This is a genomic window from Pedomonas mirosovicensis (assembly GCF_022569295.1).
Classification (GTDB): domain Bacteria; phylum Pseudomonadota; class Alphaproteobacteria; order Sphingomonadales; family Sphingomonadaceae; genus Pedomonas; species Pedomonas mirosovicensis.
In genome coordinates this window covers 429,119-453,620 of sequence record NZ_JAKFIA010000001.1, presented here as the reverse complement: position 1 = coordinate 453,620, position 24,502 = coordinate 429,119, and the positions used below count along the sequence as shown (strand labels likewise).

Genomic DNA, 24,502 nt, shown 5'->3' with positions numbered 1-24,502 from the left:
AAACCGGGTGAAATCCGACGCCCTCGCGCTGGCGGCAGCCTTGCTGCCGCTGGCCGGGCCGCAAGCCCAGGCCGATGATCTAACCACGCAGCTCGATTGCCTGCGTGAAAGCCACATCGGCCTGGCATCGGCCCACCGGGGGCGTTTGGCCCCTGAAGCGCCCGAGAACAGCCTCTCAGGCCTTCAGGCAGCTTGGCAAGCAGGCATCCGCCTTCTGGAGGTGGATGTGGCGGCGACCCGCGAGGGCAAGCTTGTCCTTCTTCATGACGACACGCTCGACCGGACGACCACCGGCGCCGGGCCGGTGAGCGAAATCGCATTTGAGCGCCTGAAATCCGTTTCCCTGAAGGACGCGCAGGGCAAGCCGGTGCCGGAAACGGTGCCCAGCCTTGTCGAGGCGCTCCGTTGGGCGAAGAAAGCTGGCGCCTGGCTTCAGCTGGACGTCAAACGAAAGACGCGCTTCGAGGACGTGATCGCCGCCGTCCAATCCGAAGGCATGACGGGGCAGGTGGTCATCATCACCTATAGCCTGAAGGATGCCCTCAAGGTTCACCGGTTGGAACCGCAGGTGATGATTTCGGCTCCCATCTGGTCAGCGGGGGACCTTACCACCCTGCAGCAGAAAGGGTTCGACCTGACCCGGCTGATCGCCTTCACCGGCACCCGCACGCCCAATCCCGCCCTCTGGGCGGCGCTGCGCCGGGAGGGCGTGGAGGCCATCTTCGGCACCTTGGGACCGGAGGAAACGCGCCTTGATGAAGCCTATCTGGCGGACGGCAACCCTTCCGAATACGCCGATCTCGTCCGTCAGGGCGTCACGATCGTTGCCACTGACAGGCCGGCCATGGCGCAGCAGGCGCTGGACGCGGCCCTGGACACTTGCATCGCGGACACGAAGGACAAATCATGAAAGCCATTCAGGTTAACGAGACAGGCGGCCCGGAAGTCCTGAAACTGGTGGATCTGCCAACGCCAACGCCCGGTCCCGGCGAGGTGCTGGTGCGCCACACCGCCATCGGGCTGAATTTCATCGATACCTACCACCGCAGCGGGCTCTATGCCCTGCCGCTGCCCTTCACGCCGGGGCAGGAAGGCGCAGGCGTCGTCGAGGCCGTGGGCGAGGGGGTGACGCGTCTGAGCAAGGGAGACCGCATCGCCTATGCCTGGGGGCCGGTCGGCGCCTATGCAGAGTATCGCACCCTTCCGGCCGACAGGGCCGTCAAGCTGCCCGAGGGACTGGACGACCGCATTGCCGCCGCAAGCCTGCTGAAGGCCTGTACAGTTGAATATCTCGTCTGCCGCACCCACACCGTCAAGAAGGGCGAAACGGTGCTGTGGCATGCCGCTGCGGGCGGCGTGGGGCTATTGGCGGTGCAGTGGCTCAAGTCCATCGGCGCAGCCGTCATCGGCACGGCGGGCAGCAAGGAGAAGGCGGACCTCGCCCGCGCCCACGGCTGCGACCACGTGATCCTCTACCGCGAGGAAGATGTTCCCACCCGCGTGAAGGAGATCACCAACGGCAAGGGCGTGCCTGTGGTCTATGACTCGGTCGGCAAGGACACCTTCGCCGCATCCCTCGACTGCCTCCAGCCGCGCGGGCTGATGGTCTCCTTCGGCAACGCCTCCGGTCCGGTGACGGGCGTTGATCTCGGCATCCTCGCCACCAAGGGCTCGCTCTACGTCACCCGGCCGACGCTGGTGCACTACTACGCCACCCCCGAAGATCGGGAGCGCTACTGCGCCCAGGTGTTCGACAAGATCCTGAAGGGCGACCTCAAGGTGGAGATCGAGCAGACCTTCGCGCTCGATAACGTCGCTGAAGCCCACCGGGCGCTCGCCGCGCGCAAGACCACCGGCTGCACGATCATCGAGCCATAGGGCTTCGCCGGTTGGTCTTTTTTATGCAGGAGGGGTCCGCAGTTCCTGCACAAATCCCTTCAAACCCCAAAAACAAAACGGGCGTCGGGATCTCTCCCAACGCCCGTTTCGCTGTTCGGCGATGATCTGGCGGCCGTTACGCGCCAATGAAGGGCGCAACCTGGTGCCAGCCCTCCCAGATCATCTTGAGGGCCACGTAAATGATTACGACAAGGCCCACGTAGGCGATCCACCGGAAGCGGTCGATGACGCGGGCGATGAAGCCTGCGGCCACGCCCATGAGGGCAACCGAGAGAACCAGGCCGAAGACCATGATCCACGGGTGCTCGTGCGACGCGCCGGCCACGGCCAGCACGTTGTCGAGGCTCATGGAAACGTCGGCCAGCGCCACGGCCCAGGCAGCCTGGGCGAAGGACTTGACCGGCTTGACGTTGCCGTCCTCGGGAATGCCGTCGCCATTCTCGTCGCTCTGAGGCTTGGCGGGATGCAACTCGCGGTACATTTTCCATGCGACCCAGAGAAGCAGAATGCCGCCGGCAAGCAGCAGGCCAATGATCTCGAGCAGCTGGGAGGCGACCAACGCGAAGATGATCCGCAGGATCAGCGCGGCAAGAATGCCGATGAAGATGACCCGCCGCTGGTCAGCCTTGGGCAGGCCCGCTGCCAAGGAGCCCACCACAATGGCATTGTCGCCGGCCAGGGTAATGTCGATCAGCACCACCTGGAGGAAGGCGGCCAGCGCAGCCGTATCGACCACGCCTTGTAAAAGTGACTCCACGATAACGTCCTCTGCTCAGCCAAACTCGCCATCAAAAGCCAACGGCGTCCTGTGGGAGGACGCCGTTTGGCCTTACTGGTTCATCGCGGCGAAGAAATCCTCGTTGGATTTGGAATCCTTCATCTTGTCGAGGAGGAATTCCATGGCATCCACCGTGCCCATCTGCATGAGGATGCGGCGCAGCACCCACATCTTGGACAGCGTGCCCTTGTCCACCAGCATTTCTTCCTTGCGGGTGCCGGACTTGCCCACGTCGATGGCCGGGAAGATGCGCTTGTCGGCCACCTTGCGGTCGAGAATGATTTCCGAGTTGCCGGTGCCCTTGAACTCTTCGAAGATCACTTCGTCCATGCGGCTGCCGGTATCGATGAGCGCGGTGGCGATGATCGACAGCGAGCCGCCTTCCTCGATGTTGCGGGCCGCGCCGAAGAAGCGCTTCGGCCGCTGGAGGGCGTTGGCGTCCACGCCGCCGGTCAGCACCTTGCCAGAGGAGGGCACCACGGTGTTGTAGGCGCGTGCCAGGCGGGTGATCGAGTCGAGCAGGATCACCACGTCGCGCTTGTGCTCAACGAGGCGCTTGGCCTTCTCGATGACCATTTCTGCCACCTGCACGTGCCGCGCGGCCGGTTCGTCGAAGGTGGAGGAGATGACCTCGCCGCGCACCGAGCGCTGCATGTCGGTCACTTCTTCCGGGCGCTCATCGATCAGGAGAACGATGAGGTAGACTTCCGGGTGGTTGGCGGTGATGGCGTGGGCCATGTTCTGCAGCAGCACGGTCTTACCGGTGCGCGGCGGCGCCACGATCAGGGCGCGCTGGCCCTTGCCCTGCGGCGAGATGATGTCGATGACGCGCGAGGACATGTCCTTGCGGGTCGGATCATAAAGATCGAGGGTGAACTTCTCGTTCGGATAGAGCGGCGTCAGGTTGTCGAAGTTGACGCGATGACGAACAACGTCCGGCTCGTCGAAGTTGATGGTCGAAACCTTGACCAGGGCGAAGTAGCGCTCACCATCCTTGGGAGCGCGGATCTCACCTTCAACCGTGTCGCCGGTCCGCAGACCGAAGCGGCGCACTTGGGAGGGAGAGACATAAATATCGTCGGGACCGGCCAGATAGTTGGCCTCGGGCGACCGCAGAAAACCGAAGCCGTCCGGCAGAACCTCGATGACGCCGCCGCCCATGATCTGGACGTCGGTTTCGGCCATCTGCTTCAGGATGGAGAACATCAGGTCCTGCTTCCGCAGGGTAGAGGCGTTCTCGACACCCAGCTCTTCGGCCATGGCCACGAGTTCAGCCGGCGTTTTCCGCTTGAGGTCTTGCAAATGCATAGCTGTGCCTAATGGTAGGAGTCCGCGGTTTGCTTAACGATGATGCACGCGGGAAGGGTAGGAGAAGGGCCGTGCCAGACCGGCACATGGCTCATGAGCAGGTAAGCAGCACTGTTGTGGAAGTCAAGCGTCGCTTAATACCGAACCCTAATTAGAACGGCTTTACGATAACCAGAATAACGATGACAACAACTGCCAGGGTAGGCAGTTCATTGACCACCCGGTAGAACTTGGTCGTGCGCGGGTTGTTCCCGGCCGCGAATTCTTTCCGCCAGCGGGACAGGAAGCCGTGATAGGCGGAAAGCAGCAGCACAATCGCAACCTTGGCGTGCAGCCAGCCGCCCATCCAACCGATATTGAACGCCAGCATCAACCCCAGGACCCAGGCAACGATCATCGCCGGGTTGATGATGATCCGCATCAGGCGGCGCTCGCGCTCCCGCCAGGTCAGGTCAACGGGCGAGCCGACGCCGTGCGTGGCATTCTCCTCGGCGTGATAGGCGAAGAAGCGGGGCATCATGAACATGCCCGCCACCCAGAAAATCACGGCGATGAGGTGGAATGCCTTCACCCACAGGTAGGCATCGCCCAGAAAACCTGCCACGCCTCGTTACCTCCCCCGCATTTTACCGGCCCCGCATTACCGGCGCAGCCGCGCCAGCAGCCGTTCCACATGAGCCACCGGAACGTCCGGCAGAATCCCATGGCCGAGATTGAAGATATGTGGCCGCCCGTCAAGTGATTCCATGATCGCATCGACCGCCTGGGTTAGAGCCGCGCCGCCCGCGCGCAGGGCGAGCGGATCAAGGTTGCCCTGCACCGGCAGCCCCTTGGGCAGGGCATCGTTGGCCCAGCGAGGATCAACCGTTTCATCGAGGCCAACGGCGGTCACGCCAGTCTTTTCGGCATATTCCACCAGCTTGGCCCCTGCGCCCTTCGGGAAGCCGATAACGGGGAAGCCGGGATGCTGTGCCTGGATGGCCTCCACGATGCGCTTGGTCGGCGCAATCACCCATTGCCGGAACTGTTCGGGCGACAAGGTGCCGGCCCAGCTATCGAAGATCTGCACGACTTCAACGCCCGCCTCGATCTGCCCGAGGAGGTAAGAAATGCTTTGCTCGGTAATTCTGTCGATGAGCTGTTGGAAGCGCTCCGGCTCCTGATAGGCCATGGATCGCGCCGTCGCCTGGTCGCGGCTGCCGCGCCCCTCCACCATGTAGGTGGCAACGGTCCAGGGCGCTCCTGCAAAGCCGATGAACGTCACCTCAGGGGGAGGAGGGCCTTCACCTTTCGCACCGTCTCCAGCACCGGTTGCAGGCGCTCTGGCGCAGGCGTCAGCGCCTCAAGCGTGCTTTCCGCCATGCGGGGAGCCAAGCGCGGGCCTTCGCCCTCCGCAAACCACAGCTTCTGCCCCAGCGCATGCGGTACCACCAGAATGTCGCTGAACAGAATGGCCGCATCGAAACCGAACCGGCGGATGGGTTGCAGCGTCACCTCGGCGGCGAGGTCCGGATTGTAGCAGAGATCGAGGAAGGAGCCGGCCTTGGCGCGCACTTCGCGGTACTCGCTGAGGTAGCGTCCGGCCTGCCGCATGAGCCAGACGGGGGGTGGATCGAGCCGCTCGCCGGCGAGCACGCGTAACAAAGGCTTCGTCTCCACTACCAATATCCTTCCTTTAAGAATCAAAGAGTCTGTGGCTGTAGTTGTGCGGTGTGAATCGGGTTTAACGGGTCATCCACAGCCTGGCCATGGCTCTTTCGGTCGCGTTTGTGAAGGGATTCCGCGCCCTCCCCAGACTTATCCCCATTATCCCCAGGAAGCCTGAAATTTCATCCCCATGGGCATAATTTGGGGATAAGTTGGGCACGACTCACCGGCTGGCGTGGATGACCGGGATATCCCCTTTCCACCAAGGCGCGTTCCACACAGTTATCCACAGGCTTATGACCAGGCTCCATCTTCATCTCGTGTCGGACTCCACAGGCGAAACGCTGGAATCCGTGGCAAAGGCGTGTCTCGCCCAGTTCGAGGGCGTGCAGGCCGTCAAACACTTCTGGCCGATGATCCGCTCCGAACGGCAGATCGAGCGGGTGATGGAAGAGATCGCCCAGCGGCCGGGCCTGGTGTTGTTCACACTGGTCAATCCGGCCGCGCGGGACCGCCTGCAAAGCCGCTGCCTGCAAATGGGCCTGCCCGCCATTTCGGTGCTCGATCCGGTGCTGCAGGCGCTGAGCCAGACCCTCGGCCAGACGGCGCGCGGCCTGCCCGGCCGCCAGCACCTCATGGACGCGGCCTATTTCAACCGCATCGAGGCCATGCACTTCACCATGGCGCACGACGACGGCCAGTCGGCCGAAACGCTGAACGAGGCGGATATCGTGCTGCTGGGCGTCTCCCGCACGTCCAAGACACCGACGAGCATCTATCTCGCCAACCGCGGCTACAAGACCGCCAACGTGCCGGTGGTGCCCAGCATTCCGCTGCCCGAGAGCGTGTTCCGCCTCACCCGGCCGCTGGTGATCGGCCTCACCACCTCGGCGGAGCGCTTGGTGCAGATCCGCCGCAACCGGCTGCTCACGCTCAACCAGTCCACCGACAGCGACTATGTGCGCGAGGACGAGGTGACGGCTGAGATCACCTTCGCCCGCCGCCTGTTTACGCAGCACGGCTGGCCCGTTATCGATGTGACCCGCCGCTCGATCGAGGAGACGGCGGCGGCGATCCTCAACTATCTGGCCCAGCGTCAGGAGGCCCTGAACGGGAATGGGAACGGGAGCGGAAATGGCAAGTGATCCAACCAAAGGCGGGCCGCCCGCGCCAAGCCTTATCCTGGCCTCCACCAGCGCCAGCCGACAGGCCATGCTGACGGCGGCGGGCGTGCCGTTCGAGGCGATCCCGCCCCGCGTGGACGAAGATGAGCTGAAGGCCAGTCTCAAGGCGCAGAAGGCCAGCCCCCGCGCCATCGCCGATGCGCTGGCCGAAACCAAGGCGCTGAAAATCTCGCAACGCATCCCCGGCGCGCTGGTGCTCGGCTGCGATCAGGTGCTGAGCTTCGGCAAGGCTGAGATGCTGGACAAGCCGCGCTCGCTGGAGGAAGCGCGCGCGCATCTGGAACTGCTGCGGGGCCAGGAGCACAAGCTCATCTCCGCTGCTGTCATCGCCCAGAACGGCCAGGCCGTGTGGCGCTTCGTCGATACCGCAACGCTGAGCATGCGGAACTTCAGCCCAGCGTTTCTGGACGACTACCTCGCCCACGAGGGCGAGGCGCTGCTGGGCTGCGTCGGCTGCTACCGGCTGGAAGGGCGGGGCGCGCAGCTGTTCAGCCGCATCAACGGAGACTTCTTCACCATCCTCGGCCTGCCGCTGCTCGCGGTGCTGGACTACCTGCGCGAGCGCAAGGTGCTAGTGAGGTAGGGGGTGTTTTGTGGAGGTCGCGGACCCCCACGCCCCCATTCCTTTCCGGAGGCGTTTCAGACGCTTTCTGGAGTTTGAGCTAAAATGGCCGTGTTTCCAGAGGCTTACCGAAACACGGTCCGATAACACGAACGGGGTGCAGGGGACCCCAGTCCTCTGCAAAAAACTTAATAAGACGGTGCTGTCATCCAATGTCCGCTGCAAATGAATCCGTAACCCCAACCCGGCCCAATCCGCCGGTTGCCGGTGTAATCGGCTGGCCCATCTCCCAGTCCAAGTCTCCCATCATCCACAGTTACTGGATGAAGCTGCTGGGGATCGACGGGCATTATGTGCGCCTTCCCGTCGCGCCCGAGGGGCTGAAAACCGCCGTCCGCGCGCTGCCAATGCTGGGCTTGCGCGGCGTCAACGTCACCATTCCGCACAAGCAGGCGGTGATGGACGCGCTGGATGAGATTGTCCCCGCCGCCCGGATGATCGGCGCGGTCAACACGGTGGTGGTGACAAACGAGGGCAGGCTCGTTGGCCACAACACGGATGTGGTGGGCGTCGCCGAACCCTTACGCGCCTATGCGCTGGCGGGGCGGCCCGCCTGCGTGGTGGGCGCGGGCGGCGCGGCGCGGGCGGTGCTGGCGGCGCTGAAGGAGCTGGGTGTTTCCGAAGTGCGGCTCATCAACCGCTCGCAGGACAAGGCCAAGGAGCTGCTCGCCCATTTCGGCCTCAGGGGCCGGGCCTATGGGTTCGAGGAGCAGGCGAAGGCGCTGGCTGGCGCGGCGGTGGTCGTCAACTCCTCCAGCCTCGGCATGAAGGGCTATCCGCCGCTGAATCTCGATCTGTCGCCGGTCGCCCCTGATGCGGTGGTCTACGATGTGGTCTACGCGCCCATCGAGACCGACCTGCTGCGCGACGCCAGGCGGCGCGGCCTTGTCGCCATCGATGGCCTTACCATGCTGGTAGGGCAGGCGAAGGTTGCCTTCCGCCTGTTCTTCGATGCCGAACCGCCGAGCGATGAAGCATCCGAGGCGGAGCTGAGGGGCGCGGCTGCTGGCATGATCGTCCTCGGCCTCACCGGCTCCATCGGCATGGGCAAGTCCACGGCGACGCGCATGTTCCGCCGCCATGGCGTGCCCGTGTTCGATGCGGATGCAACCGTGCGCCGGTTGCAGGGGCCGGGGGCGCGGCGCTGCCGTTCATCGAGGCGGCGTTTCCCGGCACCACCGGCCCCGAGGGGCTGGATCGCCAGAAGCTGGGGGCCATGGTGTTCGGCGATCCGCTGGCGCTCCGCACGCTGGAGGCGATCCTTCACCCCATGGTCGATGTGGCCCGCCGGCGCTGGCTCGCCGCCCAGGCGCGGGCGCGCCGCCCTCTGGTGGTGCTGGACGTGCCCCTGCTGTTCGAGGGCGAGGGCTGGCGCACCTGTGACGCGACGGCGGTCGTCAGCGCGCCGTACCTGATCCAGCGCCAGCGGGTGCTCGCCCGGCCGGGCATGACGGAGCAGAAGTTCCGCCAGATCCTCGCCAAGCAGATGCCGGATCGGGAGAAGCGCCGCCTCGCCGATTTCATCATCCCGTCGGGCCTTGGCCTTGCGCCCGCCAATGCAGCGGTTGAGCGCATCATCCGTTGCCTTCGCGGAAAAAAGCGAGACATTGGCCGCCGCGGCAGCCGGGCTGGAAAGCACGCCGGAAAGTGCATTGCCGCTAAGAAGAAGAACAGACGGGCAAGACCATGCGTGAAGTCGTTTTTGATACCGAAACCACGGGCTTCGACCCGGAGAAGGGCGATCGGCTCATCGAAATCGGCTGCGTCGAGCTGTTCGACCGGCTGCCCACGGGCCGCACGCTGCACCTGCTCATCAATCCCCAGCGCGACGTTCCGGCCGCGGCGGTCGAGGTGCACGGCATCACGACCGAAATGCTGAAGGACAAGCCGATCTTCGGCGCGATCGCGGACGAGTTTCTGGAGTTCATCGGCGATGCGCCCCTGGTGGCGCACAACGCCGAGTTCGACTTCCGTTTCATCAACTGGGAGCTACGGAACATCGGGCGGGATATCCTGCCGGCCCGCCGCATGGTCGACACGCTGGAAATCGCCAAGCGCAAGTTCCCCGGCGCCAAGGCGACGCTGGATATGCTCTGCACCCGCTTCGGCATCGACCGCTCGGCCCGCGTGAAGCACGGCGCGCTGCTCGATGCCCAGCTGCTCGCCGAGGTCTACCTCGAACTCATGGGCGGGCGGCAGAACCGGCTGGAACTGGTCGCCGACGTTGCCTCGGCGACAGAGGAAATCAAGGTGGTCCGCACCTGGCGCGCGCCCCGCCCGCACGAGCCGACCGAAGAAGAACTCGCCGCCCACGCCGCCTTCCTCGACAAGATGAAAAAGCCGCCCATCTGGCGTCAGGCGTAATCGCTTATCTTTTTGACTGTTTTATAGTTTTTTGCAGAGGGTCTCGGACCCTCTGCACTCCCGTTCGCTTGATTGTGCCGCGCTTCCAGTGCTCGCTGACACACGTTTCAATAACAAAATAAAAATTATCGGGCCGCACCCTTCATCCAGCAGGTAACGCCAGTAAAACCAGGTGCGTCCCCGTAAACAAACGGGGTGCAGGGGTCCAAGACCCCTGCAAAAAACAAAGTAATTCCGGCCTACTCCGCCGCTACCGGGCTCGTGGCAGGAACTTCCTCTTCGCCGTCCGTGCCGTCGATGGCGGCGAGCAGGCGGCGTTCCAGCGCCTTCAAACGGTTGGCGTTGGTGATTTTCCCGCCGGTGAGGTCGGTGATGTAGAACACGTCCACGGCGCGCTCGCCGTAGGTGGCGATGTGGGCGGAGTGGATCGTCACCTTGGCCTGGTAGAAGATGGAGGTGAGGGAGAACAGCAGGGCGGGGCGGTCCGTGGCGTTGATCTCGACCACCGTGTAGCGGTTGGATGCCATGTTATCGATGAGCACGTTGGTCTCCACGTGGAAGACCTCGGCCCGCGCCCGAAGGAGCGGCTTGGCCGCCAGCCGGTCCTTCAGCTTCACCCGGCCCGCAAGGGTTTCAGCGACGGTCTGTTCGAGGCGCAGGATCTGGTCAGGCTCGTTGAATGCGCCGCCGGTGGCGCATTCGATGGTGATGTTGTCGAGCGCCATGCCGTCGCGCGTGGTGTGGATGCGCGCGCCCAGGATGTTCGCGCCCGCCAGCGAGATCGCGCCCGCGAGGCGGTAGAACAGGCCGGGGTGGTCGGCGGCGTAGAGGGAGACGAGGGTGGTGCCTGCGTTCTCGTCCACCACCGTCGAGATAGAGAGCGGCTTCTTGGCCTTGTCCGCCGCATGAACCTGCTCGGCATTCAGCGCCAGCACATCCTGCGGCTCGGCGATCCAGTAGGCATCGAAGAAGCGGGTGCGATAGGCCTTGAAGCGCCGCTCGCTCCACTTCAGCTGCTCGGCAAGCTGGTCCTGCTTGGCGTTGATACGCTCCTGCCGGCCGACGGTCTTGTGGCCGAGGCGCAGCACCTCCTCGGCGGCGGCATAGAGTTCGCGCAGCAGTTGGCCCTTCCAGCCGTTCCACACGCCGGGGCCGACGGCGCGGATATCGACGCAGGTGAGCAGGAACAGCAGCTTCAGCCGCTCCGGGCTCTGCACCTGGTCAGCGAAGTCGAGGATGGTCTTGAAGTCGGCCAGGTCGCGCTTGAAGGCGACGTTGGACATCAGCAGGTGATACCGCACCAGCCAGGAGACGGTTTCCGTTTCCGCCGCCGTCAGGCCGAAGCGGGGGCACAGGCGCAGCGCTACTTCCGCCCCCAGCTCGCTGTGGTCGCCCTTGCGACCCTTGGCGATGTCATGCAGCAGCACGGCAACATAGAGCACCCGGCGCGAGACCATCTTCTGCATCAGCTCTGTGCCGGTCGGGTGATCGTCCTTCAGCTCGCCTTTCTCGATGCGGGAGAGCAGGCCAATGGCACGGATGGTGTGCTCGTCCACCGTGTAGTGGTGGTACATGTCGTACTGCATCTGCGCGACGACGCGGCCGAAGTCCGGCACGAAGCGGCCGAACACACCCACCTCGTTCATCAGGCGCAGGGATTTCTCCGGGCTGTTGCGCGAGGTGAGGATCTCGAGAAACAGACGGTTGGCTTCCCGGTCCTCGCGCAGCCGCGTGCCGATCATGGAGGCATCGCGCGCCACCTGCCGCACGGTTTGCGGGTGGATTTCAACCCCATGCTGGTCGGCCAAATGAAACAGCTGCAACAGGCGGATCGGCTCCTGCCGGAAGAAGTCTTCCGAGGGGGCGGAGATGCGCCCGTCCGCCAGCACGAAGCCTGCGAGTTTGCGGGAGCGCAGCTTGAGCGCGGGCAGTCGCCATAGCGGCCGCTTCTTCTGGCTTTCCTCCAGGTGCGCGAGGAACTGGCGGGTGAGGTCCCCCACCTGCTTGGCGATGAGGAAGTAGTGTTTCATGAACCGCTCGACGCCGGAGGCGCCGGGCCGGTCGGCGTATTTCAGGCGGGCGGCCAGCTCCCGCTGCACGTCGAAGGTCAGCCGCTCGTCGGCGCGGCCCACCAGGTCATGGAGGTGGCAGCGCACGCTCCACAGGAACTCCTCGGCCTTGAGGAACTGGCGCAACTCTCCGGCGCGCAGCAGGCCCTTCTCCACCAGTTCGCTCACATCGGCCGTGCGGTGCATGTACTTGCCGATCCAGAACAGAGTGTGCAGGTCGCGCAAGCCGCCCTTGCCCTCCTTCAGGTTGGGCTCCACCACATAGCGGCTGTCGCCCATGCGCTTGTGGCGCTGGTCCCGCTCGGCCAGCTTGTCGCGCACATAGTCCTGCTCGGTGCCGGGGATGACATCGCGGTAAAAGGCGGCGCGGGCCTCGTCGTAGAGCGCCTCGTCGCCCCATACATAGCGCGCTTCCAGAAGCGCGGTGCGAATGGTCAGGTCCTCCCGCGCATAGCGGATGATCTCAGGGATAGTGCGGCTGGCGTGGCCCACTTTCAGGCGCAGGTCCCACAGCATGTAAAGGGTGGCTTCCACCACCTGCTCGGTCCACGGCGTCGGCTTGTAGGGCGTGATGAACAGGATATCGACGTCGGAATGCGGCGCCATCTCGCCCCGTCCATAGCCGCCCACGGCGCATAGGCTCAGCCGCTCGCCCTGGGTGGGGTTGGCGCGCGGGTAAAGCACGCGGGCGGCAAAATCAAAGCTGAGGCGCACGATCTGGTCGGTCAGGAAGGCATAGGCGCGGGCCAGCTGCTTGCCTCGCGTCTCGTCCTCCAGCATGCGCCGGCGCAGCTCCATGCGTCCGGTCGTCAAGGCCTTCTTGAGAATGGCGACGGCCTTTCGCCGCAGATCCCCGGCGTCGCCGCCTTCCTCCGCCAGCTCTGCGATCTGGTCGGCGATCACAGGCCGGTTGATGATGGCGCGGCGGTTGGGGATCTTGGCGAACAGCTCTTTCATGGGCTCAGCCTACGAGGGATCGGGTTTCTCTGCCAACGATATAAGCTGGTAGATGAGATCATGTGCCTGCCGTGGGGTCAGGTCATCGGGGCGCACGGCGGATAACGCTTCCCGCAGCGGATCGGGGCCAGCCTTAGCTGCCGGCTCCTCTGCCGGGGCGGCGGCGAACAGCGGCAGGCTCTCCAGCGCGGCCTTGGCCCCGCCGTCCTTCGCGCTCCCTGCCTGATTGCCGGGCTGCTCCAGCCGGTTGAGGATATCCTGCGCGCGGCGCACCACCGGGGCGGGCAGGCCCGCCAGCTTGGCAACCGCAAGACCGTAGGAGCGGTCGGCCGCGCCCGGCGCGATCTCGTGCAGGAATACCAGCTCGTCCTTCCACTGGCTCACCCGCACGGTGTAGAGCGCGATGGCGGACATGCGCTCCGCAAGCGCGGTCAGCTCATGATAGTGGGTGGCGAACAGGGTGCGGCAGCGGGTGTTCTCGTGCAGGTGCTCCAGCACCGCCCAGGCGATGGAAAGGCCGTCGTAGGTCGCCGTGCCGCGCCCCACCTCGTCGAGAATGACGAGGGAGCGCTCCGTCGCCTGATTGAGGATGGCGGCGGTCTCGATCATCTCCACCATGAAGGTGGAGCGCCCCTGCGCCAGATTGTCCGCCGCGCCGACGCGGCTGAACAAACGGTCGACGACGCCGATGCTGGCCGTGCGCGCGGGCACGAACGATCCCATCTGCGCGAGGATGGCAATAAGCGCGTTCTGCCTGAGAAAAGTGGACTTACCCGCCATGTTGGGGCCGGTGATGAGCCACACGCGGCGTTCCGACCGCAGGTCGCAATCGTTGGCGACGAACGGCTGGCCCTGTTTCCTGAGCGCCGCTTCTACCACCGGGTGGCGGCCGCCCTCGATGTGGAAGCCGCTGTCCGGCGTTACCTCCGGGCGGCACCAGCTGTCCTTAGCGGCCAGTTCGGCGAGCGCCGAGGCCACGTCCAGCCGGGAGAGCGCGGCGGCAGTCAGGCCGATCGCCTGCCCGTCGGTCAGGATTGCCGTCCGCAGCGCCTCGAAATGCTCCTTCTCCAGCGCCAGCGCGCGGTCCCCCGCCTGCGAAATGCGAAGGGCGAGGTCCGCCAGTTCGCCGGTCGAGAAGCGCACCGCGCCCGCCATGGTCTGGCGGTGCACGTAAGTATCGTTGGCCAGCAGCGGGTCTGCCTGCTTGGCCGGCACCTCGATGTGATAGCCGATCAGGTTGTTGTGCTTGATCTTGAGCGTGTTGATGCCAGTCTCGTCCCGATAGCGGGCTTCGAGCGCCGCGATCGCCCGGCGGCCGTCGGCGCTCAAGGAGCGCAGCTCATCGAGCGTCGCATCAAAGCCGCTGGCGATGAAGCCACCATCCGCCACGGCGACGGGCGGCTCGGCCACCAGCGCGCGGGAGAGCAGGTCCAGCAGTTCGCCGTGCGCGCCGATGCGCCCCAGTTGCTCCTCCAGCATGGCGCAGGCGGCGATGGGCTGGCCATAGGCGTCCAGCAGGGTTGCCTTGAGGCTGAGCGCCTGGGTGAGCCCGCTGCGGATGGCGGCGATGTCTCGCGGCCCGGCCCGGCCCACGGAGAGGCGGGAGAGCGCCCGCTCCATGTCCGGCGTTTCTTTCAGGATATCCCGCGTGCGGGTGCGGATGATGGTATCCTCGAAGAACCAGTTCACCAGGTCCAGCCGCTGGCGGATGACGTCGCAGTCGGTCAGCGGCGCGGCGAGGTCATCGGCCAGCAGGCGCGCGCCCGCGCCGGTGACGGTGAGATCGATGCAGGAAAGCAGGCTGCCCTTGCGCTCGCCACCCGTGGTGCGGGTGAGCTCCAGCGAGAACCGCGTGGCAGCGTCGATCGCCATGACGGTTGCGGCCTCTTCCCGACGGGGGCCGAAAGGCGGGGCAGCGCGCCCTTCTGGGTTTCGTCGAGGTAGTCGACCAGCGCTCCGGCGGCGGACATTTCCGCCCGCGAAAACTCCCCGAAACTGTCGAGGCTGGAGACCCCAAACAGCCCCTTCAGGCGTTCCGCCCCCTTGAGGCTGTCGAACCGGTGGCGGGGCATGATGGTGGTGGAGGTGCCGGTCACCTCGCACACGGCGGGCGGCTGGAGGTTGTCCGGGTAGAGCAGTTCGGCGGGCGCGAGGCGGGCGATCTCCGCCTCCACCCGGTCCGGCGTCAGCGCCATGGTGCAGAACCGGCCCGTCGACATGTCGCACCAGGCAAGGGCCAGCGTGCCTTGCGCCTCGCCAAGGGCGGCGATGTAGTTGCTGGCGCGGGTGTCGAGCAGCGTCTCTTCCGTCAGCGTGCCGGGGGTGACAAGGCGCACGATCTCCCGCCGCACGACGGACTTGGAGCCGCGCTTCTTGGCCTCGGCCGGGTCTTCCATCTGCTCGGCAACGGCGACGCGGAAGCCGTGTTTGATGAGGCGGGCGAGATACCCCTCGGCGGCATGGATGGGCACGCCGCACATGGGGATGTCCTCGCCCAGGTGCTTGCCCCGGTGGGTGAGGGCGATATCGAGGGCAGCGGCGGCCTGCCGGGCGTCCTCAAAAAACAATTCGTAAAAGTCACCCATGCGATAGAACAGCAAACAGTCAGGATACTCGGCCTTGACTGAAAGATACTGAGCCATCATTGGCGTTGCACCGGCCGTTACGGGCGTGTTGGCTTTGATAGACGCGTCGGGTGAGTTTCTGTACATCGGACCAGTTTTAGCGGTGAGCGTAGAGGAAAGGGAGAGGGAATGGCAGGCAATAAGGACGTGCAGTTCAGTGACCAAGAGGCGCTGCTGTTCCATTCGGCCAAGCGGCCGGGCAAGATCGAGATCGTAGCCTCCAAGCCCATGGCGACGCAGCGCGACCTGAGCCTTGCCTATTCTCCCGGCGTTGCGGTTCCGGTCAAGGCCATCGCTGCCGAACCGTCCACGGCATACGACTATACCGCCAAGGGCAACCTGGTGGCAGTCATTTCCAACGGCACGGCCATTCTGGGCCTTGGCAACCTGGGCGCGCTGGCGTCCAAGCCGGTGATGGAAGGCAAGGCGGTGCTGTTCAAGCGCTTCGCCGACGTCGATTCCATCGACCTTGAGGTGGCGACGGAAGACGCCGACGCCTTCGTCGACGCGGTGAAGCTGCTGGAGCCCTCCTTCGGCGGCATCAACCTTGAGGATATCAAGGCCCCCGAGTGCTTCATCATCGAAAGCCGCCTCAAGGAGCTGATGAACATTCCGGTGTTCCACGACGACCAGCACGGCACCGCCATCATTGCGGCGGCAGGCCTCATCAACGCGCTGGAGATCACCGGCAAGAGCATCAAGGACATCAAGATGGTGGTGAACGGCGCGGGCGCCGCCGCCATCGCCTGCACCGAGCTCGCCAAGGCGCTGGGCGTGCCGCACAACAACGTCATCATGTGCGACAGCAAGGGCGTCATCTACCAGGGCCGCACGGACGGCATGAACCAGTGGAAGGCGGCCCACGCCACCGTGACGGATGCCCGCACCCTTGAGGAAGCCCTGAAGGGGGCGGATGTGTTCCTGGGGCTGTCGGCCGCCGGCGCGGTGACGAAGGAGATGGTGAAGACCATGGCGGCCAAGCCCATCATCTTCGCCATGGCCAACCCGGACCCGGAGATCACGCCGGAGGAAGTGGCCGAGGTGCGCGCCGATGCCATCGTCGCCACCGGCCGGTCGGACTACCCGAACCAGGTTAACAACGTTCTCTGCTTCCCCTATCTCTTCCGCGGGGCGCTTGATGTGCGCGCCACCACCATCAACGAAGAGATGAAGATTGCGGCGGCCCAGGCGCTGGCGGAGCTGGCCCGGCAGGACGTGCCTGACGAGGTGGCGGCGGCCTACGGCGGCGACCGGCGCTCGTTCGGGCCGAAGTACATCATCCCCGCGCCGTTCGACCCGCGCCTCATCGAGTGGGTGCCGAGCCGGGTGGCGCAGGCGGCGATGGATTCGGGCGTTGCCCGCAAGCCCATCACCGACATGGATGCCTACCGCACCGAGCTCAAAACCCGACTCAACCCGTCGACGGCGGTCTTGAACACCAGCTTTGATCTGGCCCGCCAGAACCCGAAGCGGGTGGTGTTCGCGGAAGCCGAGGAAGAGAAGGTGCTGCGCGCCGCCATCAGCTTCAAGAATGGCGGCTATGGCATTCCGCTGCTGGTGGGCCGCACCGAGCAGGTGGAAGCGGGCCTCCGGGCGCTGGGCGTCGAGAACCCGGAAGAGTTCGAGATCTACAACGCCCGCGTCACGCCGGGCACGGCGAAGATGGTGGAGGTTCTCTACGGCCGCCTGCAGCGCAAGGGCTTCCTGCTGCGCGACTGCCAGCGGCTGGTGAACCAGGACCGCAACGTCTTCGCCTCGCTGCTCGTCGCGCTGGGCCACGCGGACGCCATGATTACCGGCGTTACCCGCCACTTCCGCCAGAGCCTCGATAAGGTGCTGCTGGCCATCGATCCCAAGCCGGAGCACGCGCTGTTCGGCATGCATATCGTGGTCGGCCGCAGCCAGACCCTGTTCATCGCCGATACGACCGTGCACGAGCGCCCGGACCCGGAGACGCTGGCGGACATCGCCATCCAGTCGGCCGAAGTGGTTCGCAGCCTCGGGCACGAGCCGCGCGTCGCGTTCCTCAGCTATTCGAACTTCGGCAACCCGCGCGGCAACATTCCGTCGGTGGTGCGCGAGGCGGTTGCGCTGCTTGATGCGCGCCAGCCGGGCTTCGAATACGAGGGCGAGGTGTCGGCCGACGTGGCGCTCAACCGCGAGCTGAAGAACCTTTATCCCTTCAGCCGCCTCACCGGCCCGGCCAACGTTCTTATCATGCCGGGGTTGCATGCGGCCAATATCACCGCCAAGCTCCTGAAGGAGATCAACGGCGGCGTGATCGGGCCGCTGCTCATCGGCATGTCCAAGCCGATCCAGATCGTGCCGATGACCTCGAGCGCGTCGGATCTGGTCAACATGGCGGTGCTGGCAGCAGCAGGCGCCCTGCGCTGAGCCGGGACGGGGAGACGAGAGTCAGAGGGGGACTGTCATGGCTGAAAAGCCGTTGCTGTACTTTATCCATGGCATGTGGGCGCAGCCCCGCATTTGGGACGCCGTTCGCGCGCACTTCGAGGCGAACGGCTACCAGACCAGGGCGCCGGCCCTGCCGGGCCATGACATTTCCCCTTCCGATCCGGTTCCGCCCGCGCTGGCCGATCTCAGCGTCACCGACTATGTGGCGGCGCTGGAGGCAGACCTGCGCGAGATCGAAGGGCCGGTGGTGCTCATCGGCCATTCGCTTGGCGGCCTCATCGCCCAGATGCTGGCGGATCGGCTCTCCCCCGCGGGGCTGGTGCTGCTCGCCCCCGGACCGTCGGCGGACATCCTGCCGCTGGCGTGGGGGCCCATCCGCACCTGCTGGCCGATCATGAGCCGCTGGGGCTTCTGGGATGAAGCCCTGCCGCTGCCGCGCGAGGTGGCGTTCTACGGCGTGTTCAACGGCGTGCCCGCCGACGTGGCCGAGCTGGAGTACGGGCAGGCGGTCTATGAATCCGGCAAGGTTCTGGCCGAGGTCGCCTTCGGTGCCGTTTCCCTCGCCCGCCGGACCAAGGTGAATTACGACCACATCCGCTGCCCCAGTCTGGTGGTTGTGGGCACGCAGGATCGCATCACGCCCGCCTCTGTGGGGCGGGCGACCGCGCGGCGGTTGCCCCGGCCGGTCCAGTACTGCGAGCTGGACGACACCGGGCACTGGCTGTTCCACCTGCCCGTGCGCGACAAGGTGACCGGCCTCATCGACGCGTTCCTGGCAAGCCTTCAAACGGCCTGAGGCCGGCAAGCCTTACGTTGATGTGAGGAAGGGCGGCCCGGCCGGGGGGATGAGCCCGGCCGTGGCGTGGCCCGTCAGTCAGGCCGCGGGCCTGACGCGGATGATGACGTCGATCCGCTCGATCTGCGTGCCCTCGGGCGGGGGCGGCAGCTGGGCAAATACGATTTCTTTTGAGTCAATGTCGCGGATGTCCGTGCTGTCCACGATCACGACATGCTGGTGCGGCTCCACATTGGTGTCGAAATGGCAGCGTCCCGCCTCCAGCACCACCTGCTGGAGCAGTCCCGCCGCCGTGAACTGGCGCAACGTGTTGTAGACCGTTGCCAGCGAGATCGGCACGCCCGCTGCCGTCGCGCCGGCGAACAGTTGTTCGGCGGTAACATGACGTGGCTGCTCCCCCTGAAACAACAGGGCGGCCAGGGCAATGCGTTGCTGCGTGGGCCGCAAGCCCGCAGCCCGCAGTCGGCTCACAAGGGCCGCCTGAGGCTGTATGCGCTGTGATCGACCTGTATTGATGCGCCCCATGCGCGATCTCCCACGTGAACAATGGTGGGGAACATAGCATCGCGGTGCCCGGCTTCCTAGGTAGAAGAGACTAATTTGAAGTATTATGTCCGTAGAAATGGACCTCTTACACGTAAATCAAGAAAGTCTTTAAGGATTAAAAACGCATATTATTTATGGAATCCATCTTGATAATTTTGTCGTGTGGAGAATAATTTCACATTAAGTCATACATTAAAAATATTTTGCAAAACAACTTATCGTTGACTTGTTTCTCTGCCGGAGCCCTCACCTGAACAGGTGGGTTTTGGCTGCTCCTTCAATGCCCCGGCCGGCCCTCGTGTCTGGGGAGAACCGCAGATTTCTGCGCTTCACAGCCGGACAGGCAACCTCAGCCTTCATCCGCCGTCTCCGGCCGCCCCCCGTTGCCATTCACGCCGAAACAGGGGGAGGGATTGGCGGCGCTGCCGGCCGCTCGCTACTCATTTCGAGAACAAACCCAGGGGGAAGGGGCCGGTTGCCGGCGGAGGAGAGGGAGGAAGGCGCGATGACCATGCAGCCGGGCGGAACATCCGGGTACAGGGGCGGGGACGGAAGACTGGCCGGCAAGACCGCCCTCGTCACCGGCGCGGCCTCGGGGCTGGGGCGCGCCATGGCGACCCGCTTCGTGGGCGAGGGCGCGCGGGTGCTGCTCACCGACATCAATGGCCCGGCGGTGGAGAAGGTGGCGGCAGCGCTGGGGCCCGCGGCCGCCGGCATCCAGCACGATGTCATCAACCCCGCCCAGTGGGAAGCCGCGCTGGCGGAGGCGGAGCGGCGCTTCGGCGGCCTGCACATTCTGGTGAACAACGCCGGCATCGGCGCCCACGGCACGGTGGAGGAAACCTCGCTGGAGGACTGGCGGCGCGTTCACGCCGTGGACCTGGACAGCGTGTTCTTGGGGTGCAAGCTGGCCCTGCCGGTCATCAACCGCACCGCAAGCGCTATGGGTGGACGCGGCTCCATCCTCAACATTTCATCCATCGCCGGGGTTATCGCCTCGGCCAACCTTGCCGCCTACAATTCGGCCAAGGCGGCGGTGCGGCACCTCACCAAGTCGGTGGCGCTCCACTGTACCAAGGCGCGCTATCCCATCACCTGCAACTCCGTGCATCCCACTTTCATCGACACGCCCATTCTCGATGGCATGGCGCCTGATCTCGAGCGGCAGGCGCTCCTTGAAAAGCTGGGCCGGCAGATCCCCATGGGCCGGGTGGGCGAACCGGACGACGTGGCCCATGCCGCCGTCTACCTGTGCTCGGATGAGGCTCGCTATGTCACCGGCGCGGAGCTGTACATCGACGGCGGTGTCTCGGCGATGTGAGGCGGAGGCAAACAAGCAGAAGGCATAGCAAAGGGGGTCTTGGGCCCCCCTTAGAATCCCCCATTCGTTTTGTCTGGACGCACCCGGTCAGTTGCTTCGCGCCTCTTTCGGGTGCGGCAACTCACCGGCATGACCGGCGGGTGGCCACCGCTTCCGCGAGACGCGGCCCGAAAAACATAAGGGAGTGCAGAGGGGGCCAAGACCCTTTGCAAAAAGAAACTTCCCTAAAAAATCAGGCCTAAAAAACCAGAAAGAGCCCGCTCACCCCAGCGGGCGGGTGGAGGCGTCGAGGATGAGCGCGTGCACCTTGCCCTTGCCTTTGCCGTGGATGCGATTGGCGGTGGACTCCAGCGTGCTGGCGAGCAGCTTCACGTCGAGGGGCCGGTTGGGCATGACATGCAGCCGCCCCATCTGCATCAGGGCGGCGTTGAAGGCGTCGATGTATTTCATCCGCCGCGTTTCGATATCCTCCCTGTCCTCGGGCGTTGACACCTGCAGGGCCACGGTCACCGACATCAGGCCGGTGGCGCGGTTGCTGTCGAAGATGGTGACGATGATCGGCTCGAAGCGCACGAAATTGAAAAGGGGCTGGCCTTCCGCCCCGGCCTCGGCCGCCTGCGCGGCAACGGGCGCGCCAAGGCAGGCCGTCAAGGCGAGGGTTGCCATCAGTTGCAGGAGGCGGGGGCGAGGCATCAGTAGGATCCGGTCAGTCGGGCGAGCGCGTCCTGATAGTTGGCGATCTTGTTGGTCAGATAGGCCGGAACCGCGCCGGCATACTTGGCCTGCTCTTCCATCGCCGCCTTGTTCGGGTCGTAGTAGAGCGAGCGATAGGCGCGCTTGATGGTCTCCACCGAGTTCTTCATCAGGTTGGTGACATACTCGGCCGACTTCTCGTCGCTGATGGAAAGGCCGAGGTCCAGATCCAGCGCGAAGCTGCCGCCAGGCTTCAGGGCGCTGCTGGAGTTGTCCTTGTCCTTGTCGTCATCCTCCCCGCCGACGCCATAGAGCACCTGGGTGCTGTAGAGCTTGCCGGGCTCGATTCCCAGCTTGGCAAGGGCGTCCTGCCCTTCGGCTCCGGCGGAGAAGGTGATCTCCTTGCCCGATTTGGTCTTGATCTGGAGCTTGGTGCCTGCCGAGAGGGTGCTCACCGTCACGGAGATGTCGGTGCCGAAGGTGGAGCGGATGCGCGTGGCCAGCCGCTCCATGGTGTCACCGTCCTGCACCGTCACCTTGCGGGTGGTGTTGCCCACGGTGATGGAGAAGTGGTCGCCCGCCTTCAGGCCCGTGGCGCTGAACAGATCCTGCGATTGCTGCGGGTTGAGCACGCCAGTGCGAAGGCCCAGCTTTTCCAGGGTGTTGGAGTGGCCGGTCGGGTTCAATGCCAGGGCAACGCCCGAGGTCGCGGTTTCCAGCGCGCCGAACTGGGTGGTGGCTTCCACGGCGCCCGTGGCGGCATCGAGCCGCGAGACGAAGGCGTCCGTCGAGCCCTTCTTGCCCGTGCCCGCCATCACGCCCGAAGTGGTGCCGGTGACGAAGAACTCGCCGTTGCTGGCGATCACGTCCCCGATCTTCTCGGTGCCCGTGGTGCCGAGAAGGGTGTACCCCTGCGCGGTCAGCGCGCCGTCCAGCCGGGCGAGGAAGCCGTCGGTCGCGCCGTTGAAGGTGCCCGTCGCCGCGCCCGCGTTCAGCACGCCGGTGGTGGTGTTGCCGACGACCGCAACCGTGCCCGTGGTCTCATCGACCGTGATGCCGGAAAGGCTGGCGGCTCCCAGGTTCACCATGTCCAGCTGGCTGGTCAGGTCGGCGGTATCGAACTTGCGGACCACGGCCTCGCCGTTTTCGGTGCCCGCCACCAGCAGCTGGCCGTCCGGGCCGATGGCGATGTCCGCCACCGTGTCCGTGCCCGAGGTGCCGTACTGGTTGATGGAGACGAGGCGGCTGGGAATACCCTCCACCACGCGCGGGCCGGCGTCGATCTTGGCGACGAAGATGTCGCCGCCGCCAAGGGACTGCTGGCCGCTCACCACCGGGCCCATCGAGGCGTTGCCCGCGATGTAGATGTCGCCGTTGGCATCCGTGGTCACGGCGGTCGCGGCATCGACCGCAAGGCCGTCCAGCTGCACGGTGAAGTCCAGCGTGCCGTCGGCGGAGTAGCGGGAGACGAAGCTGTCCTGCCCCGAGAAGACATCGCGGGGGCCCAGCTTGCCGGTGGTGCTGCCCGTGACGATGACGTTGTCGTCCTTATCGACGGTAACGCCATAGCCCTCGCTTTCGCCCTCGGCGACGAGCCGCGAATAGACCACCGAGCCATCGGGGGCGTATTTGGTGAGGAAGAGGCCGTTGCCGCCGTCGTTCTGCTGGGTGCCGAAGTCGCCGGTGGAGGAGCCGACCACGTAGATGAAACCCTGCGAGTCGACGGCCGTCGAGCGGGCGGTGGTCGCGCCGTAGACCGTATGGTCCTCGGGGGCGCTCACGTCCCCGTCCTCGGTCTTGGTCTCGGTCTTGTCTTCCGATTTGGCGACCGCTTCGGCCAGCTCGGTCGCGCCGGTATCGACGCCCGCCACCACGGTGTTGCCGTAGTAGGGCACCGTCAGCGCGCCGTTCACGTCATCGATGCGCCTGAGGCCGCCAACGGCGGTATCGCTGTTCTTCTGGTTGCCGGTCACCACGTAGAGCGAGGACCCGACCGCCGGGTCGCCGAGCGTGATGGTTTCGGTGGAACTGCTGGTGAAGCGGATGCCCCACTTGCCGTCTTCCGTCTTGTAGGATTCGGCGCGGGTGGCGAAGAGCGGGATGGTGTTGCCGCTCGAATTGGTCACCGGATTGCCGCTGGCGTCGGTCAGCACCTTGGAGGTGATCTGGTTGTTGATCAGGCTGACGACCGACTGGACCGAGATGTTGCCCGGAATCTGCGACAGGTCGATGGTGAAGGTATCCGCCTGGGTCGAGTTTTTGAGGCTGATGGTGAACTTCTCGGTGCCATCCAGCCCGCTGATCGTGCCAAGGGATGTCTCGGCGACGAGACCCAGCCCCTCATATTTGGTGGGGGTCTTGGGGATGGTGACGGTTTCGATCTGGGACTGCTTCTTGCCGAACAGGATCTTGGCCTGATCGTCCTGGGCGGTCACCAGATAGGACTGGATCTCCGCCAGCCCCGCCTGGAACCGCTCGTTCAGCTGGTTCCGGTAGGTGTCGGAAATAGTCTTGGAGGAAGCCTTCTCCGCCAGCGCCGACAGGGTGTTCAGCGCCTGGTAGAGGCCGAACAGATTCTCCAGATCCTTGTTGCCGTCCGCGTCGCTGAGGCCGGGGGCGTTGCGGTCGAACAGCGTCTTGGCGGCCAGCGCCTTGCGGATCAGGGCATCGGTGGAGGTTTCGCCCTCAGGATTGCTGTTCCACGGCGCGATCACCGCCGGGGTGGTGAAGTTCTTCTGCGCCACCATCGCCTGAACGGAGGATGTCGTGTTGATAGGCGTCGCCAGCACCGACAGGTCCATCTGGATGATGTTGTACCCGGTGCTTTGCGAAGTGCTGCCGAAAAGGTTTATCGCCATGCCGCACGTCCTCCAGTTCACACCCTGTACGACAGGGCGTTACCAAGTCGTTAATCTCATGACGCCGGGTTGACGATCGGGTTGATGAGGGAGCCCTCACCGGCTACACCGCGAGAGGAACTGCCCCAGGGGAATCCGCGATGCTTGCGCTTTACTGGCTTATCGACACGATCCTGAAGCTTCTGCTGTTCGCCATCATCATCAGCGCCGTGGCGAGCTGGCTGGTCGCGTTCAACGTCATCAATCCGTACAACGCCTTCGTGCGGACCGTCCTGCATACGCTGAACCGAATCGTCGAGCCGCTGTGCCGTCCGGTGCGCCGCGTGCTGCCGGATCTCGGCGGCGTGGACTTCTCCCCGCTGGTGGTGGCGCTGGGCATCGAGTTCGTGCGTCGCCTGCTGGCCGAGCTGTTCTTCTAGGC

16 protein-coding genes and 3 pseudogenes are annotated in these 24,502 nt (G+C 65.0%); 10 read left to right on the top strand and 9 right to left on the bottom strand.

Annotation, left to right across the window (positions count from 1 at the left end):
• The first annotated feature begins 7 nt into the window (after window positions 1–7).
• Together L0C21_RS02155 and L0C21_RS02150 are read left to right on the top strand one after the other, a co-directional pair.
• Window positions 8–910 (top strand): glycerophosphodiester phosphodiesterase family protein, encoded by a 903-nt coding sequence (locus L0C21_RS02155; RefSeq protein WP_259276803.1) that lies wholly within the window; start codon window positions 8–10, stop codon window positions 908–910.
• Entirely contained in the window at window positions 907–1,878 is a 972-nt protein-coding gene (locus tag L0C21_RS02150; protein WP_259276802.1) for a quinone oxidoreductase family protein, read from the top strand. The genes L0C21_RS02155 and L0C21_RS02150 overlap by 4 nt, the downstream gene beginning before the upstream one ends.
• A 136-nt stretch (window positions 1,879–2,014) precedes the next feature.
• Here the strand turns inward: L0C21_RS02150 and L0C21_RS02145 are convergent, their stop codons facing one another.
• The 4 genes and pseudogenes from L0C21_RS02145 to hemE form a co-directional block, all read right to left on the bottom strand.
• Window positions 2,015–2,656, bottom strand: coding sequence for a YjbE family putative metal transport protein (locus tag L0C21_RS02145; RefSeq protein WP_259276801.1), 642 nt, complete (start codon window positions 2,654–2,656; stop codon window positions 2,015–2,017).
• A 72-nt stretch (window positions 2,657–2,728) separates the two neighbouring features.
• The gene (rho, locus tag L0C21_RS02140; RefSeq protein WP_259276800.1) at window positions 2,729–3,985 is read right to left on the bottom strand and encodes a transcription termination factor Rho; all 1,257 of its coding nucleotides are present in this window, start codon (window positions 3,983–3,985) and stop codon (window positions 2,729–2,731) included.
• Between the two features lie 151 nt (window positions 3,986–4,136).
• Entirely contained in the window at window positions 4,137–4,589 is a 453-nt protein-coding gene (hemJ, locus tag L0C21_RS02135) for a protoporphyrinogen oxidase HemJ (protein ID WP_259276799.1), read from the bottom strand.
• Window positions 4,590–4,625: 36 nt separating this feature from the next.
• Window positions 4,626–5,650: pseudogene (hemE, locus tag L0C21_RS02130) on the bottom strand (uroporphyrinogen decarboxylase).
• Window positions 5,651–5,928: 278 nt separating this feature from the next.
• Here hemE and L0C21_RS02125 point away from each other — a divergent pair.
• From L0C21_RS02125 to dnaQ, 4 genes and pseudogenes are all read left to right on the top strand, one after another.
• Window positions 5,929–6,777 (top strand): pyruvate, water dikinase regulatory protein, encoded by an 849-nt coding sequence (locus L0C21_RS02125; protein ID WP_259276798.1) that lies wholly within the window; start codon window positions 5,929–5,931, stop codon window positions 6,775–6,777.
• Window positions 6,767–7,399, top strand: a complete 633-nt coding sequence (locus tag L0C21_RS02120) for a Maf family protein (RefSeq protein WP_259276797.1) — start codon at window positions 6,767–6,769, stop codon at window positions 7,397–7,399. The genes L0C21_RS02125 and L0C21_RS02120 overlap by 11 nt, the downstream gene beginning before the upstream one ends.
• Window positions 7,400–7,590: 191 nt before the next feature.
• Window positions 7,591–9,129, top strand: a pseudogene (gene aroE / locus L0C21_RS16795) (shikimate dehydrogenase); the annotation flags it as partial.
• A complete protein-coding gene (gene dnaQ, locus L0C21_RS02105; protein WP_259276796.1) occupies window positions 9,125–9,802 on the top strand; it encodes a DNA polymerase III subunit epsilon in 678 nt (225 codons plus the stop codon). The pseudogene aroE and the gene dnaQ, both read left to right, overlap by 5 nt.
• Before the next feature lie 239 nt (window positions 9,803–10,041).
• On the opposite strand, the gene L0C21_RS02100 is transcribed toward dnaQ, so the two are convergent.
• Together L0C21_RS02100 and mutS are read right to left on the bottom strand one after the other, a co-directional pair.
• Window positions 10,042–12,828: a [protein-PII] uridylyltransferase gene (locus tag L0C21_RS02100; RefSeq protein ID WP_259276795.1), complete on the bottom strand. Its 2,787-nt coding sequence runs from the start codon at window positions 12,826–12,828 to the stop codon at window positions 10,042–10,044.
• Between the two features lie 9 nt (window positions 12,829–12,837).
• A pseudogene (gene mutS, locus L0C21_RS02095) lies at window positions 12,838–15,473 on the bottom strand (DNA mismatch repair protein MutS).
• A gap of 108 nt (window positions 15,474–15,581) precedes the next feature.
• Here mutS and L0C21_RS02090 point away from each other — a divergent pair.
• Both L0C21_RS02090 and L0C21_RS02085 read left to right on the top strand, forming a co-directional pair.
• Entirely contained in the window at window positions 15,582–17,846 is a 2,265-nt protein-coding gene (locus L0C21_RS02090; RefSeq protein WP_259276794.1) for an NADP-dependent malic enzyme, read from the top strand.
• A 37-nt stretch (window positions 17,847–17,883) separates the two neighbouring features.
• On the top strand, window positions 17,884–18,663 hold the full coding sequence (locus L0C21_RS02085) for an alpha/beta hydrolase (RefSeq protein WP_259276793.1): 780 nt from the start codon (window positions 17,884–17,886) through the stop codon (window positions 18,661–18,663).
• Between the two features lie 78 nt (window positions 18,664–18,741).
• On the opposite strand, the gene irrA is transcribed toward L0C21_RS02085, so the two are convergent.
• Window positions 18,742–19,188 carry an iron response transcriptional regulator IrrA gene (gene irrA, locus L0C21_RS02080; protein WP_259276792.1) on the bottom strand — a complete coding sequence of 149 codons (447 nt, stop codon included), beginning with the start codon at window positions 19,186–19,188 and terminating at the stop codon, window positions 18,742–18,744.
• 532 nt (window positions 19,189–19,720) lie between these two features.
• Between irrA and L0C21_RS02075 the strand changes: the two genes are divergently transcribed.
• On the top strand, window positions 19,721–20,530 hold the full coding sequence (locus L0C21_RS02075) for a glucose 1-dehydrogenase (protein WP_259278793.1): 810 nt from the start codon (window positions 19,721–19,723) through the stop codon (window positions 20,528–20,530).
• A 261-nt stretch (window positions 20,531–20,791) separates the two neighbouring features.
• On the opposite strand, the gene L0C21_RS02070 is transcribed toward L0C21_RS02075, so the two are convergent.
• Together L0C21_RS02070 and L0C21_RS02065 are read right to left on the bottom strand one after the other, a co-directional pair.
• Window positions 20,792–21,223: a hypothetical protein gene (locus L0C21_RS02070; RefSeq protein WP_259276791.1), complete on the bottom strand. Its 432-nt coding sequence runs from the start codon at window positions 21,221–21,223 to the stop codon at window positions 20,792–20,794.
• On the bottom strand, window positions 21,223–24,081 hold the full coding sequence (locus L0C21_RS02065) for an SBBP repeat-containing protein (RefSeq protein ID WP_259276790.1): 2,859 nt from the start codon (window positions 24,079–24,081) through the stop codon (window positions 21,223–21,225). The genes L0C21_RS02070 and L0C21_RS02065 overlap by 1 nt, the downstream gene beginning before the upstream one ends.
• A 140-nt stretch (window positions 24,082–24,221) precedes the next feature.
• Between L0C21_RS02065 and L0C21_RS02060 the strand changes: the two genes are divergently transcribed.
• Entirely contained in the window at window positions 24,222–24,500 is a 279-nt protein-coding gene (locus tag L0C21_RS02060) for a YggT family protein (RefSeq protein ID WP_259276789.1), read from the top strand.
• The last annotated feature ends 2 nt before the right edge of the window (window positions 24,501–24,502 follow it).